The following is a 13224-nucleotide window of genomic DNA, read 5'->3' as shown; positions in this document are numbered from 1 at the left end:
CAAGCCGGTTTCTATCTTTTAACAAAACCTATAAATAATTACACAAGTTTATTTTCCACTAAATATTCAGCGATTTGTACCGCATTGGTAGCAGCTCCTTTTCTTAAATTATCGGCTACGATCCACATGTTCAATGTGTTGGGCTGCGAATAATCCCTACGGATACGTCCAACAAAAACATCGTCTTTTCCTTCCGCATAAATGGGCATGGGATAGGTATTTAATTCGGGATTATCCTGCACGGTTACCCCGGGAAAATCACTCAGGATCCTTCGCACATCTCCTTCGGTAAAATCATTTTCAAATTGAATATTAACAGATTCACTATGACCACCAACTACCGGGATCCTTATGGCAGTTGCTGAAACCAGGACAGTATCATCTCCCAGGATCTTTTTGGTTTCATTGGTAAGCTTCATCTCCTCTTTGGTGTAACCGTTTTCTGTAAAAACATCGCATTGTGGAAGCGCATTTTTATGAATTGGATACGCATAGGCCATTTCTCCCTTTGCTCCCCGATATTCATTTTCCAATTGCTGAACAGCTTTTACCCCGGTTCCTGTAATTGATTGATAGGTAGAAACCACTACACGTTTGATCGTGTATTTATCGTGTAAAGGTTTTAGCGCCATTAGCAACTGTATTGTAGAGCAGTTTGGATTGGCAATAATTTTATCTTCTGAAGTAAGTTCTCCGGCATTGATCTCTGGAATGATCAGTTTTTTTGTTTTGTCCATTCTCCAGGCCGAAGAATTATCTATTACCGTGGTACCATTTTCGGCAAATTTTGGTGCCCACTCCAAAGAGGTATCCCCTCCCGCCGAAAACAGGGCAAGGTCCGGTTTTAGGTCTACAGCTTCCTGCAAACCAATTACCTTATGGGCTCTGTTTTTAAATGTTACTTCGGTTCCAATAGATCGCTCTGAGGCTACAAAATATAATTCTGTAAAGGGGAAATTGCGTTCTTCCAAAACTTTTAAAATTATAGTGCCTACCATCCCGGTGGCTCCAACTACTGCTACTTTCATGTGGTTTAACTTTTTGAACCTCACAGGTTTTTTGAAAACCGAGGTATTTTATTTCTAATTACAAATGTATTATTCAATATATTATTTAAAGCCTTCATTTGCTTAATTTTAATTCAATACTTCCAAATTAAACACAATTGTCATTTTTGTTATAAAAATAACCCCTGCCGAAGCAAGGGTTTAGAATTAAAAATAAGTAGTGTAGCGGTATGCGTACTTTTTATTGATTTAACGGACATGTAAAACATCCCTATAATCATTCCCCTGTGTGAGAAAATTTTTCTAATTTATGTTTCCTGAATTGTTTTGTCGTTTTAATTCGTCTCTAATTTCAATAAGCAATTCTTCCTGTGTGGGTCCTTTTGGAGCTGCAGGAGCTGCTTCTTTTTTCTTTTTAGTTCTTTCGTATGCCCTAAGCACTAAAAATATAAAGATTCCTACAATAATAAATTGAATAATAGCATCTAATAAATTACCGTAGGTAATAATAGCGGCCTCTGCTTCAATTGCGGCATCCAAACTTTCATAGGAATTTCCATCCAGGGAAATAAATTTTTGAGAAAAAGCTTCTCCTCCTGTTATGAGACCTATAATTGGCATGATAACATCTGAAACTACAGAACTTACAATTTTATTAAATGCTGCTCCAATTATTACAGCAGTAGCAAGAGCTACAATATCACCGCGTAATAAAAAGGTTTTAAAATCTTTAAAAAATCCCATTTTGGGTTGGTTTTGGGTTAATTGAAAGCAATTTACATAAAAAGGTTAAAAATTTATTCAGGTTTAATCACTCGTTTAACTCGCTGTGAAATTCCGGTAATTAACTCATAGGAAATGGTTTTTCCTTTTTCAGCGAATTTGGTAGCGGGCTGAGGTCCACCAAAAATAATGACTTCATCGCCTTCATCACAGGTGATCCCTGTGATGTCGATCATTAGCATGTCCATGCAAACATTGCCAATAATGGGAGCAAATTGACCATTCACAAAAACCCCGGCCCGTTCATTCCCGTATTGCCGGTTGATCCCATCGGCATGACCTATTGGCAACGTAGCTGTTTTCATAGTTCCGGCAGCTTTGTATGCACGGTTATATCCTATAGTTTCTCCTTTTTCAATAGGGTGGATTTGTGAAATTATGGTTTTAAGTGTGCCTACAGGCTTTAATTGTTTGTCGATTTCGCGATCGTTTGTAAAACCATAAAGGCCAATTCCGCTGCGTACCATATCAAAGCTGGCTTCAGGATAATTGATGATCCCGGACGTATTACAAAGATGTAATATGGGTTTATAATTGAGGGCATTCATAAAAAGCCTTGCCATCGTTCTAAATTTCCCTATTTGCCCTAATGTAAATTCCCTTTCCCGCCAATCTTCACTGGCTGCGAGATGTGAAAACAGCCCTTTTATTTTAATGGCTTTAGTATTGGAAAGTGCCTCAAAAATCATTTCCAGTTCCTTTTCAACAAAACCAAGTCTGTTAAGACCTGTATTCAATTTTATATGAATAGGATATTCTTTTATCCCAAGTTTTTCAGCAGATTTTATGAATTCCTTCAGAACAAATTCACTGTAAATACTTAGCTCCAGACAATGTTCTATGATGCTTTCAAAATTTACAGATTGTGGATGAAGCACCAGGATAGGATCTTTAATTCCGGCTTCCCGCAGCGCGATCCCTTCCGAAGTATAGGCAACAGCAAAATAATCAATGCCAAGTTCACTGAGTTTATGAGCAACTTCGCCGGCCTCACTGCCATAGGCAAAAGCCTTTACAACGCCCATCATCTTCACATTTTCAGGAACTTTTGAACGTAAATAGCGATAGTTATGTGCAAGTGCACCAAGGTCTATTTCAAGAACAGTTTCGCGCGTTTTTGGCATTAATCTAATTTTTTGGTGGGTTCCAGGGTTTCTGCATTGTTTACCGGTAATTGTTTAACACGTTCTTTAAGCATCGCCTTGTAGTAAGCTCCGCGGCTTAAAGGTTCATATTCCTCATTTTCACCTAAAAATACGAGATCGTCATTGGAAGCTTTTCTATAACTAAATTGTGCAAGGTTTCCAGTGCGTGTGCATACTGCGTGTACTTTGGTAACATACTCTGCAGTTGCCATCAAATTAGGCATGGGACCAAAGGGATTCCCTTTAAAATCCATATCCAGGCCAGCAACAATTACCCGTACCCCGCGATTGGCGAGGTCATTACAAACCGTAACGATCTCATCATCAAAAAACTGTGCCTCATCTATACCCACCACATCGCAGCCATCGGCCATAAGCCGAATGGTGGCAGCAGATGGAACAGGTGTAGACCTAATTTCATTTGCGTCATGAGACACTACCATTTCCTCATGATAGCGTTTATCTATAGCAGGTTTAAAGATCTCCACCTTTTGTTTGGCAAATTTGGCGCGTTTTAACCTACGGATGAGTTCTTCGGTTTTACCGGAAAACATCGATCCACAGATAACTTCTATCCAGCCAAATTGCTCTTTATGATTTACTGTATTTTCAAGAAACATTTTGTAATTTTCAATGCCGAAAAGGAAATATGCCTAATCTGCATAAAGTTGAAACAAATTTATTAAAAATACAACCGGTTAAGTGGTATGGTTCTTTAAATTTGTAAATAAGGTTGAAAAAATGAATAAGGCAGGACCGACATAAATTTGGTAGAATTTTTGCAGCAAATTAGGTCAGTTAGTCTTCATAACTTAAATACAGTTCAAGATGAAAAAGAAATTGCACGCCGAATTGAAAGATCTGGCAACAAAAATTCTAAATAACAATAAGGATATTTCCCCTTCTTACTTAAAGCAACAAGTGCTTGAGTTATACGAAAAACTTACCGTTTTAGATTTCACCGAAAAAAATCTCGAGGCTTTTTCTTCAAATATAATTTCTGAAGAGGAGTTGAATAGAAAAGAATCTAAAGTTGAACAGGTTGCTACTCCGGCACCGGTTGAGAATAAAAAGGAGGAAAAAGATGAGTATCTGCCAGATGGAACCGAATACAACGATTCCGATGCCCTCACCGAACCCAATACAGAAAAGATTAAGGATATCGTTGCACAAATGCCACCGGAAACTCAAAACGTGGATAATTTAATCAACACTATTTTTTCCAAAAACGGTTTAGATAAATTTACAGAAACCCCCTCGGGATCTAAAAAGGATTTCCGGGACATTGGCGTAGATTATGATAATTTGCCAAATTTTGAACCGGTTAAAAAACAGGATAAAGAAGAGCGGCCAAAATCTTTGAACGATCGTTTAAAGAATGGGATTAATATAGGACTTAATGAGCGCCTGGCTTTTATTCGTCATCTTTTTGATGGAAAAGCAGCCGATTATAACCGGGTGATTTCCCAAATTAATACCTTTGATTCTGTAACCGAGGCGAAAAAATTTATTCAGCTGGTGGTAAAACCCGATTATAAAAACTGGGCCGGAAAAGAGGAGTATGAGCAAAGATTTATGGAGTTGGTAGAAAATAAATTCAAATCTTAAATTCCTTCTGAAAATTTATTTCTGAAAATGTCGAAATTATATTTGGTCCCCACCCCTATTGGTAATCTTGAAGATATGACTTTTCGTGCCATACGGGTGCTGAAAGAGGTAGATTATATCCTCGCAGAAGATACCCGGAACAGCGGAAAATTACTGAAACATTTTGATATAAATACCCCTATGCACAGCCATCATATGCACAATGAGCATAAAACGGTTGAAACTATTGTGCGAAGGATCCAAAACGGAGAAACTTTTGCGCTTATAAGCGATGCCGGAACCCCCGCCATTTCAGATCCAGGGTTTTTACTTGTTCGCGCCTGCGTAGAAGCGGGAGTTGAAGTAGACTGCCTTCCCGGAGCAACAGCCTTTGTACCGGCTTTGGTGAACAGTGGGTTTCCCAATGATAAATTTATTTTTGAAGGTTTCCTTCCGGTAAAAAAAGGCCGACAAACCAGATTGACCTTGCTGGCAGAGGAGCAACGCACCATCATTTTTTATGAATCCCCGCACAAACTCCTAAAAACCTTATCACAGTTTGCTGAATTTTTTGGCCCCAACAGGCCCATTTCAGTATCCAGAGAGATAACCAAACTGCACGAAGAAACCATTCGTGGTACTGTTGCCGAAGTTTTGGCTCACTATACTCAAAAACCTCCAAAAGGAGAGATTGTAGTAGTGGTTTCAGGGAAAAAATAAAACCATTTTCCTACTTGGGAGTTTTTAGATTCCAAAAAGCAGCAACCAATTAATTAATTGTGAACCAATAGTTAATTGGTGATCACAGAAAAAGATACCCATGGACACTTCCCAATTTATCACTGCCTTAAAACAAGATCCCAAAGCAAATGAATTTTCAAGAACCATTGAGGTTATTGACGATCATTATAAATTTACACCTTCGGCATTCACCAACGGGGATCTAAATAATACCACTGGTGAAAATACCGGCAGCTGTAAGATCTTTGCCTTTGCAAAACTTCAGGGGCTAAGCGAGTATTTCACCCTTGCCTGTTTCGGAAAATATTATTTTGAGGATGTCCTTGAAAATCCAGATGAAGACAATCACCGGAATATTAGAAATTTCACGAAAACAGGATGGAATGGAATACAATTTAAAGGGAATCCATTAGAGGAAAAATAAGATTCTTTTAGTATCTTAAACTACATAAACCTAATAGAAAATGCGCTGGACGCTAAAACCAAAACCAAACCCTGAAACTGTTACAAAACTCGCTTCACAACTTGGAATAGAAATTCCCGTGGCATCTCTTTTGGTACAAAGGGGAATCGAAGATTTTGAATCTGCAAAAAAATTCTTCCGGCCTTCCCTGGAAGATCTGCACGACCCGTTCCTAATGAAGGATATGGATTTGGCCATTGAAAGGATAGCGAAAGCAATTTCTTCAAAAGAAAATATTATGGTTTATGGGGATTATGATGTAGATGGCACCACTAGTGTAGCTTTAATTTCATCCTGGTTAAAAACTTTTTATCCCAATGTGGCCACATATATTCCGGACAGGTATGATGAAGGCTATGGGGTCTCGTATAAGGGGATAGACTTTGCAGCCGATAATGACATCGGTTTAATTATCGCTTTAGATTGCGGTATAAAAGCGATCGAGAAAGTAGCGTACGCTACCGAAAAAAATATCGATTTTATAATTTGTGACCATCACCGGCCGGGAGTAGAAATCCCGAAAGCGGTTGCGGTTCTGGATCCAAAACGGGAAGATTGTGAGTATCCTTACAAGGAGCTTTGTGGTTGTGGGATTGGATTTAAACTGATGCAGGCCTGGGTAATCCAAAATGCTTATTCCATAGATAGCCTGTTGCCCTATCTCGATCTTGTAGCCACCGCAATAGGAGCCGATATTGTCCCAATTACAGGAGAAAACCGCATCCTTGCCTATCATGGTTTGCGGGTTATCAATGTTGCACCACGCCCCGGCTTCAAGGCAATTATAAAAGAAATAAAAAAAGAAACCCTCACCATTACCGATGTGGTTTTTATTATAGCGCCCCGAATTAATGCAGCCGGAAGGATGAAACACGGGCTTTATGCGGTAAATTTATTGGTGGAAGAAAATCAGGAAACAGCCGATCTTTTTGCTTCAGAAATTGAAACTTTTAATTCAGACAGAAGGGATGCAGATAAAACTATTACCTTAGAAGCGCTTGCGCAAATTGAAGAACTGCAGGAAAAAGAACGGTTTACAACAGTAGTTTATGACAAAAACTGGCATAAGGGAGTCATTGGAATCGTCGCCTCCAGATTGACTGAAACCTATTACAGGCCCACATTGGTTTTTACTAAAAGTGGGGATAAGCTGGCTGCTTCAGCCCGGTCGGTAAAGGATTTTGATGTGTATGATGCACTGGAAGGATGTAAAGAGTATATCGAGCAGTTTGGCGGACATAAATATGCTGCAGGACTTACGCTTTTGGAATCACACTATGAGAGTTTTAAACAAAGATTTGAGGAAGTAGTGGCTTCCAGCATAGATAAACGGCTTCTAACCCCGGAAATAGCTATAGATGCAGAGCTGGCACTGGATGATATTTCTCCCAAATTCCATAGGATCCTGAAACAATTCGCTCCTCACGGTCCCGGGAATATGTCCCCGGTATTTCTTACCAAAAACCTAAAGGATACCGGTTATGGTAAATGTGTGGGTGGGGATGATCTTCACTTAAAATGCAGGGTAAAACAAACTCATTCCTCCGTATTCATCGATGCAATAGGCTTTAACCTGGGGAATAAAAGTGAAATCATCACAGATAAGAAAAAATTCAATGCCGTGTATTCTCTTGACGAAAACGAATGGAATGGGAATGTAAGTCTGCAATTGAAATTGAAAGATTTAGGTTCTTAGCCGATACTAAATTTTACTAAAGGAAAAAATTCAGCCTAAAAATTAGTAAATTGAGGTTCTATAAAATCTTTATCATGAAATATTTAAATACTGTGGCTATTTTTTTAAGCTTTGTAGCGCTTCATGCTCAAGACGCACCTTTAAAAATAAGCGCACCGGAAGAACCCATTCGGTTTGAATTCAATTTAAACCTGGAGGGAAAACCGTATTATATGGTTTTTCACAACAATGAAAAAATAATAGACACCTCTTTGCTAGGTTTTGAACTCAGGAACGCTCCTGCCTTGTCTGGGGATTTTAAGGTGGTAGATATTAAAATCTCATCAAAAAATGAAACCTGGTCAATGCCTTGGGGAGAACAGCTGGAGGTGGTTAATAATTACAACCAGTTGTTGATAGAACTGGAAGAAAAATCCGTTTTAAAACGAAAACTCAATTTTTGGGTACGGGTTTTTAATGACGGACTTGGATTTAGATATGAATTTCCAGAACAGGAAAATCTAAAGGAAGTCTTAATCACCGATGAAAATACTCAATTTCAATTGATGGGAAATCACGACGTATGGTGGCAACCCGGAGATTGGGATATTTACGAGCATTTATATAATGCTACAAAACTCTCCGAGATAAATGCGATAAGCAAACGGGATCATAAAGATTTAGCACAAACCTATATTCCGGAGAATGCGGTAAATACCCCGGTTACTATGCGTACAGGCAAAGGCTTGCATTTAAGTTTTCACGAAGCCGCATTGCTGGATTATTCCGGAATGACTTTAAAGATAGATACCACTACATTTTTAATGCAAAGTGAATTGGTAGGTTCTGAAAATCAAAATTACAAAGTAAAACGAAGCCTTCCCTTTTTCACCCCCTGGAGAACGATACAAATCTCAGAAAAAGCAACACAGCTTATAGATTCCAAATTGATTGTAAACCTTAATGAGCCCAACAAGCTGGGAGCTATTCCTTGGTTTGAACCGATGAAATATGTAGGAATTTGGTGGGAAATGCACTTGGGGAAATCTACCTGGGATATGAGCGGGGAGCAAGACATGAATACCTTTACCACCCAATCTAAACCTCACGGAAAGCACGGAGCTACTACTGAAAATGCCAAATATTACATAGATTTTGCTGCTAAGCATGGGATCAAAGGTGTTTTGATTGAAGGTTGGAATACGGGCTGGGAACATTGGATAGGTTTTGAGGATAGGGAAGGCGTTTTTGATTTTGTGACTCCTTATGCAGATTATGATTTGGAAGAGGTGGTACGTTATGCAAAAGAAAGGGGCGTGGAAGTGATGATGCATCACGAAACATCGGCTGCCCCACGAACCTATGAAAAGCAAATGGACACGGCCTATGCCTTGATGAAGAAGTATGACATTCACTCGGTAAAATCTGGATATGTCGGCAAAATAATTCCGAAGGGAGAATATCATCATGGACAATGGATGGTTAACCATTACAACAATGCGGCAATCAAGGCGGCCGCGTATGAAATTGCTGTAAATGCTCACGAACCCATAAAAGCTACCGGCTTAAGGCGCACTTACCCGAATATTATCTCCAGAGAAGGATTAAGAGGACAGGAATTTAATGCCTGGGCAAGCGATGGGGGAAACCCGCCGGAGCACCTTCCAATTGTGGCATTTACCAGAATGTTGTCGGGGCCAATAGATTATACACCAGGAATATTTAATATAAAATTTGACGAATTTAAGCCCAATAATCAAGTGAATACCACCCTGGCACAGCAACTTGCGCTATATGTAGTAATTTATAGCCCAATTCAAATGGTACCAGATCTCCCCGAGCATTATGAAGGACAACCTGCATTTCAATTTATTAAAGATGTAGCTGTAGATTGGAAACAAACCAAAGTTTTAAATGGGGAAGTTGGAGAATTTGTAACGATAGCCAGAGAAGATAGAAACTCAAATAACTGGTTTTTGGGTGCAATCACCAATGAAGAAGAAAGAGATCTTGATGTAAATTTAGACTTCTTACCGGATGGTACTTTTAAAGCGATATTTTATGAAGATGGAGAAGATGCTCATTGGGATAAAAATCCAACAGCTATTTCAATTAGAGAACAAAAAGTTACAAATAAGGACAGTGTTAAACTGAAGCTTGTTGCCGGAGGAGGAGTGGCTATAAGTTTCGAAAAATTAAATTAGAAGTCGTTTTTTAAATCCTTTAAAACGATTATCCCGCAGGTAGCATTAAGGGAAATAGTTTGCTCTTCTAAAATTTTTGCAATCTGGTTTTTTCTCCATCAAAAACAGCATAGGTATAATGAGAAATCCAGTCGCCTAAATTGATATAGGTAGATGTACCATTCAGGTCTATTTCCAGCGGAAGGTGCCGATGGCCAAAAAGAAAATAATCATAATGTTCAGTTTCCAGTTTTCGCCTGCAATATTGAATAAGCCATTCGCCTTCTTCGCCCTGGAATTTTTGATCCTCTACTCCAGATATCAGTTTGTTTTTAACCGATAAATGTTGCGCTAAAGGAACGCCTATATCCGGATGTAGCCAACGATACAGCCATTTTGAAACAGGATTTGTAAACACCTTTTTCATGCGTTTGTATCCACGATCTCCCGGCCCTAGACCATCTCCATGACCAACCAGAAACTTTTTACCATTAAATTCAAATTCCTTTGGTTGGTGAAAAACCGGAATATTCAATTCCTTTTCAAAATAATCATTCATCCAGAGATCATGATTTCCAACAAAAAAGTAGATTGGGATTCCACTGTCACGAATTTCGGCAAGTTTTCCAAGGGTGCGTACAAAACCTTTTGGAACTACATGTTTATATTCAAACCAAAAGTCAAAGAGGTCGCCCAGTAAAAAAATAGCAGCTGCATCTTCTTTAATTTCATCCAGCCATTTTACAAATCGAACTTCTCGCGGCCTGCTTTCCTCTTGTGTAGGTGCACCCAGATGATTGTCGCTTGAAAAATATATTTTTTTGCTTTCCGGGATGTTCATAGAATTAGTCTGAGCTGTAAATATAAAATAATTTAGGTTTAGACCTTAAAGTTATAAGGAGCTGATAAAAGAACCCTTCTGTATCAATCTTCTGCTGAAAATTGATACACCTTCCTTTTTAATGGAAGGAGCCTTTTTTATTACCTCTTTTTTACTCCTGGGGCTCCTGATCACTTGCATACCACTCTGCAAAGGAAGATTCGGTTTCCTGAAGCTTTAGCGAGTGTAGCTTAATATGATTTGGCAACCTGCTCTTGATTTTTTCAGAAAAATCCACTACCATATTTTCACTGGTAGGTTGATATTCTACTAAAATCACGTTATGGTCCCGTTTTTCAAGTTCTTTGGCAAGTTCTATGTGTGGTGTATTTTTATTAAAAACCGTCGCATGATCAAATCGATCTACAATTTCAGATTTTACGATCTTTTTTAGATCGCCAAAATCGATCACCATCCCATATTTTACATTAGTTTTATCGGTGATTGGGTTCCCTATTACAGTTACGCTCAATTTATAGCTATGCCCGTGAACATTTTTACATTTACCATCATACCCGTAAAGAGCGTGGCCGGTTTCAAAAGAGAATTGTTTGGTGATCCTGATCGTGCTCATAATCGTTATTTGGTGCAAAGATAAAGATTTTTATCGCCTGAAATTTAAGATACAACCAAAGCTTTCCTGTAGTATATTTGGCGGCTTTCTAAAATATAGATAATGGATAGTTCCTCTTCCGAATTGTTTGAACAACTGGAGTTTAAAGAAAATCCGCTTTTTGAAAAGATCATTTCCGGATTGCTGGAGGATCAGTATTGTATCGTGGAGGATTTTTTCGATTCTGAAGAAGTGCGTAAAATAAGAACGATACTTCTAAATAAATATGAGGAAGAACGCTTTAAAAAAGCGGCTATTGGCAATAGGGTGAATGAAACCATTGAGAAAGCAGTGCGGGGTGATTTTATTATGTGGATAAATGAATCTGATGCGGGCGAAGCGGAGCAGCTTTTTTTTGGAAAGATAAATGCACTTATTGAATACCTCAATAAAACCTGTTTTTTGGGAATCCTTCAGAAGGAATTTCATTACGCCATTTATCCTGAAGGTACCTTTTACAAAAGACATCTGGATACTTTTCAGAATGATGACCGACGAAAACTTTCCCTTGTGTGTTATTTAAACGATGAGGATTGGAAACCTGAAAATGGTGGGGAACTGGTAATCTATAAAGAAGAAAATGGCGTTGAGGTTGCAAAAAGTATTTATCCCTTTCCGGGAAGGGTGGTGATCTTTGAAAGTCAGGTGCTGGAACACGAGGTAAAACCTGTTAAAACAACACGGCTAAGTATTACAGGTTGGTTAAAAACACGTTGATCACTTTTTGAATTTCTTATATAAAACAACCCCAATTAGTGCAAGGGCGAGGATTAGCCACAAGCCCATCCCACTTAAAAAACTTAAAATAGTATAGGTTTCTTCGCTTACAGGAACATCGTTTTGCGTCATTATTTAATGTTTTTTCATATAATTTCTCGCATAGAAGAAAATCAGCAATACTAGTACGAGTGCACCGAGATACCAGACATTATCTGTAATAAAATCTATTAAATTAAAAGGCCATTCCTCTTCTCCGGTGGCTTGTTGGTCTTTTGGAATTTCTAATTGTAACAACATAATTTTTTTTTAGAAAAGATAAAAATTAAAATCCAGCCTTTGCATTTTAAAAGTTTTTTTTTGCTTTGGAAAAAGTGATGCTAATAATTGATATTTTGAATTAAACCAGCTATTATGTAAAGAAGGTTATGGTGGTATTTCCTCGAGGTTTTTATTTCTGAAATTTAGCCAAAGCTTTTGTGGTAAATTCAGATAACACCAATTCTCCACTGATGGCGGCTCTTTCGTGAAGCAAATTTTTCCAACTTGCAGTATTTTCCCAAAGGATCTTTTTCATCTCAATCAATGCCTGTGGATTGTAAGAGGCCAATTTTTCTGAAAAAAGGAGAACTTCATTATCCAGCTCTTTAATGGAGTCGAATACCTTTGCATATAAACCTTTTTCCTTAGCCCAATAGGCATTTTTCAATTCGTGAGCGGCCAGGCTAAGCTCTGCCAGCCCGGAAACACCTATTTTGCGTTCTACCGCCGGGGCGATCACAAAAGGTCCTATTCCAATGCTTAATTCTGAAAGTTTTATCGAGGCAGCTTCGGTTGCCAGAGCGTAATCACATGCCGCAGCGAGTCCAACTCCTCCACCAACAGTTTTTCCCTGGATGCGGCCAATGATAAGCTTTTTACAATCCCGCATTGCATTGATCACATTGGCAAAACCGGAAAAAAACAATTTACCCTGTTGCATGCTCTCTATCGCCACAAGTTCATCAAAAGAAGCACCTGCGCAAAATGCTTTTTCTCCCTCCGATTTTAAAACTATCACGTTTACACTCTCATCTTCTGATAGTTTTTGAAATCCTTTTTCTAATCGCTCCAGTAATTCTGAAGGAAATGAATTGCTCGCCGGATGTCCAAATTCAATTGTTGCGATCTTGTTCTCAATGCTTATATATAAACTTCCGTTTTCCCTAGTGGTGGTCATAAATGTTGAATTTTATCAAATGTAAGTATAATGCTTAATATAGTAAGGTTCATCCTTGTTTCAAACACCGGATTTAACTGATTTTTAAGTTAACCCCTATCGGTTTTCATAAAAAGCATACAGGATTTTTTATAAAAAGGAGAATTAGTATCTTAAATTAAAATTTGGACGGCTTTAAATAATTCTTATTCGTGCATTTGTAGCTCGAAGA

15 protein-coding genes are annotated in these 13224 nt (G+C 38.4%); 6 read left to right on the top strand and 9 right to left on the bottom strand.

Annotated features, from left to right (window positions below):
- Positions 1 to 38 precede the first annotated feature (38 nt).
- The 4 genes from GILLI_RS09945 to GILLI_RS09930 form a co-directional block, all read right to left on the bottom strand.
- Complete coding sequence (locus GILLI_RS09945) at positions 39 to 1028, bottom strand: aspartate-semialdehyde dehydrogenase (protein ID WP_006988984.1); 990 nt, start codon at positions 1026 to 1028, stop codon at positions 39 to 41.
- A gap of 282 nt (positions 1029 to 1310) precedes the next feature.
- Positions 1311 to 1751, bottom strand: coding sequence for a large conductance mechanosensitive channel protein MscL (gene mscL / locus GILLI_RS09940; RefSeq protein ID WP_006988983.1), 441 nt, complete (start codon positions 1749 to 1751; stop codon positions 1311 to 1313).
- A gap of 53 nt (positions 1752 to 1804) precedes the next feature.
- Positions 1805 to 2914 (bottom strand): alanine racemase, encoded by a 1110-nt coding sequence (gene alr / locus GILLI_RS09935; protein WP_006988982.1) that lies wholly within the window; start codon positions 2912 to 2914, stop codon positions 1805 to 1807.
- A complete protein-coding gene (locus tag GILLI_RS09930; RefSeq protein WP_006988981.1) occupies positions 2914 to 3555 on the bottom strand; it encodes a thymidine kinase in 642 nt (213 codons plus the stop codon). The genes alr and GILLI_RS09930 overlap by 1 nt, the downstream gene beginning before the upstream one ends.
- Before the next feature lie 208 nt (positions 3556 to 3763).
- On the opposite strand from GILLI_RS09930, the gene GILLI_RS09925 reads away from it, so the two are divergent.
- The 5 genes from GILLI_RS09925 to GILLI_RS09905 all read left to right on the top strand — a co-directional run bounded on the left by GILLI_RS09925 (position 3764) and on the right by GILLI_RS09905 (position 9605).
- Positions 3764 to 4543 carry a hypothetical protein gene (locus GILLI_RS09925; RefSeq protein WP_006988980.1) on the top strand — a complete coding sequence of 260 codons (780 nt, stop codon included), beginning with the start codon at positions 3764 to 3766 and terminating at the stop codon, positions 4541 to 4543.
- Between the two features lie 27 nt (positions 4544 to 4570).
- Positions 4571 to 5242, top strand: coding sequence for a 16S rRNA (cytidine(1402)-2'-O)-methyltransferase (rsmI, locus tag GILLI_RS09920; RefSeq protein WP_006988979.1), 672 nt, complete (start codon positions 4571 to 4573; stop codon positions 5240 to 5242).
- A gap of 100 nt (positions 5243 to 5342) precedes the next feature.
- Positions 5343 to 5687, top strand: coding sequence for a HopJ type III effector protein (locus GILLI_RS09915; RefSeq protein ID WP_006988978.1), 345 nt, complete (start codon positions 5343 to 5345; stop codon positions 5685 to 5687).
- 40 nt (positions 5688 to 5727) lie between these two features.
- Positions 5728 to 7422 (top strand): single-stranded-DNA-specific exonuclease RecJ, encoded by a 1695-nt coding sequence (gene recJ / locus GILLI_RS09910; protein ID WP_006988977.1) that lies wholly within the window; start codon positions 5728 to 5730, stop codon positions 7420 to 7422.
- Positions 7423 to 7496: 74 nt separating this feature from the next.
- Positions 7497 to 9605 (top strand): glycoside hydrolase family 97 protein, encoded by a 2109-nt coding sequence (locus tag GILLI_RS09905; RefSeq protein WP_006988976.1) that lies wholly within the window; start codon positions 7497 to 7499, stop codon positions 9603 to 9605.
- 67 nt (positions 9606 to 9672) lie between these two features.
- On the opposite strand, the gene GILLI_RS09900 is transcribed toward GILLI_RS09905, so the two are convergent.
- Positions 9673 to 10425, bottom strand: a complete 753-nt coding sequence (locus GILLI_RS09900; protein WP_006988975.1) for a UDP-2,3-diacylglucosamine diphosphatase — start codon at positions 10423 to 10425, stop codon at positions 9673 to 9675.
- Between the two features lie 151 nt (positions 10426 to 10576).
- Positions 10577 to 11038, bottom strand: coding sequence for a 6-pyruvoyl trahydropterin synthase family protein (locus GILLI_RS09895; protein WP_006988974.1), 462 nt, complete (start codon positions 11036 to 11038; stop codon positions 10577 to 10579).
- Between the two features lie 102 nt (positions 11039 to 11140).
- On the opposite strand from GILLI_RS09895, the gene GILLI_RS09890 reads away from it, so the two are divergent.
- Positions 11141 to 11794, top strand: coding sequence for a 2OG-Fe(II) oxygenase (locus tag GILLI_RS09890; RefSeq protein ID WP_006988973.1), 654 nt, complete (start codon positions 11141 to 11143; stop codon positions 11792 to 11794).
- Here the strand turns inward: GILLI_RS09890 and GILLI_RS19060 are convergent, their stop codons facing one another.
- From GILLI_RS19060 to GILLI_RS09885, 3 genes are all read right to left on the bottom strand, one after another.
- Entirely contained in the window at positions 11795 to 11926 is a 132-nt protein-coding gene (locus GILLI_RS19060) for a hypothetical protein (RefSeq protein WP_006988972.1), read from the bottom strand.
- Between the two features lie 3 nt (positions 11927 to 11929).
- Positions 11930 to 12094 (bottom strand): hypothetical protein, encoded by a 165-nt coding sequence (locus tag GILLI_RS18565; RefSeq protein WP_006988971.1) that lies wholly within the window; start codon positions 12092 to 12094, stop codon positions 11930 to 11932.
- Positions 12095 to 12245: 151 nt separating this feature from the next.
- Complete coding sequence (locus GILLI_RS09885) at positions 12246 to 13013, bottom strand: enoyl-CoA hydratase/isomerase family protein (RefSeq protein ID WP_006988970.1); 768 nt, start codon at positions 13011 to 13013, stop codon at positions 12246 to 12248.
- Positions 13014 to 13224: the final 211 nt, after the last annotated feature.

The organism is Gillisia limnaea DSM 15749, from assembly GCF_000243235.1.
In the GTDB taxonomy this organism is placed as follows: domain Bacteria; phylum Bacteroidota; class Bacteroidia; order Flavobacteriales; family Flavobacteriaceae; genus Gillisia; species Gillisia limnaea.
The sequence above is the reverse complement of the archived record's forward strand: the minus strand, read 5'-3'. Positions and strand labels throughout refer to the sequence as shown.

Excerpts from the sequence above, each read along its gene's own strand:
- GILLI_RS09930 (WP_006988981.1), bottom strand. The coding sequence starts at position 3,555 with ATGTTTCTTGAAAATACAGTAAATCATAAAGAGCAATTTGGCTGGATA.
- GILLI_RS09945 (WP_006988984.1), bottom strand. The coding sequence starts at position 1,028 with ATGAAAGTAGCAGTAGTTGGAGCCACCGGGATGGTAGGCACTATAATT.
- GILLI_RS09915 (WP_006988978.1), top strand. The coding sequence starts at position 5,343 with ATGGACACTTCCCAATTTATCACTGCCTTAAAACAAGATCCCAAAGCA.
- GILLI_RS09895 (WP_006988974.1), bottom strand. The coding sequence starts at position 11,038 with ATGAGCACGATCAGGATCACCAAACAATTCTCTTTTGAAACCGGCCAC.
- recJ (WP_006988977.1), top strand. The coding sequence starts at position 5,728 with ATGCGCTGGACGCTAAAACCAAAACCAAACCCTGAAACTGTTACAAAA.
- rsmI (WP_006988979.1), top strand. The coding sequence starts at position 4,571 with ATGTCGAAATTATATTTGGTCCCCACCCCTATTGGTAATCTTGAAGAT.
- GILLI_RS09890 (WP_006988973.1), top strand. The coding sequence starts at position 11,141 with ATGGATAGTTCCTCTTCCGAATTGTTTGAACAACTGGAGTTTAAAGAA.
- alr (WP_006988982.1), bottom strand. The coding sequence starts at position 2,914 with ATGCCAAAAACGCGCGAAACTGTTCTTGAAATAGACCTTGGTGCACTT.
- GILLI_RS09905 (WP_006988976.1), top strand. The coding sequence starts at position 7,497 with ATGAAATATTTAAATACTGTGGCTATTTTTTTAAGCTTTGTAGCGCTT.
- GILLI_RS09900 (WP_006988975.1), bottom strand. The coding sequence starts at position 10,425 with ATGAACATCCCGGAAAGCAAAAAAATATATTTTTCAAGCGACAATCAT.
- GILLI_RS09885 (WP_006988970.1), bottom strand. The coding sequence starts at position 13,013 with ATGACCACCACTAGGGAAAACGGAAGTTTATATATAAGCATTGAGAAC.
- GILLI_RS19060 (WP_006988972.1), bottom strand. The coding sequence starts at position 11,926 with ATGACGCAAAACGATGTTCCTGTAAGCGAAGAAACCTATACTATTTTA.
- mscL (WP_006988983.1), bottom strand. The coding sequence starts at position 1,751 with ATGGGATTTTTTAAAGATTTTAAAACCTTTTTATTACGCGGTGATATT.
- GILLI_RS09925 (WP_006988980.1), top strand. The coding sequence starts at position 3,764 with ATGAAAAAGAAATTGCACGCCGAATTGAAAGATCTGGCAACAAAAATT.
- GILLI_RS18565 (WP_006988971.1), bottom strand. The coding sequence starts at position 12,094 with ATGTTGTTACAATTAGAAATTCCAAAAGACCAACAAGCCACCGGAGAA.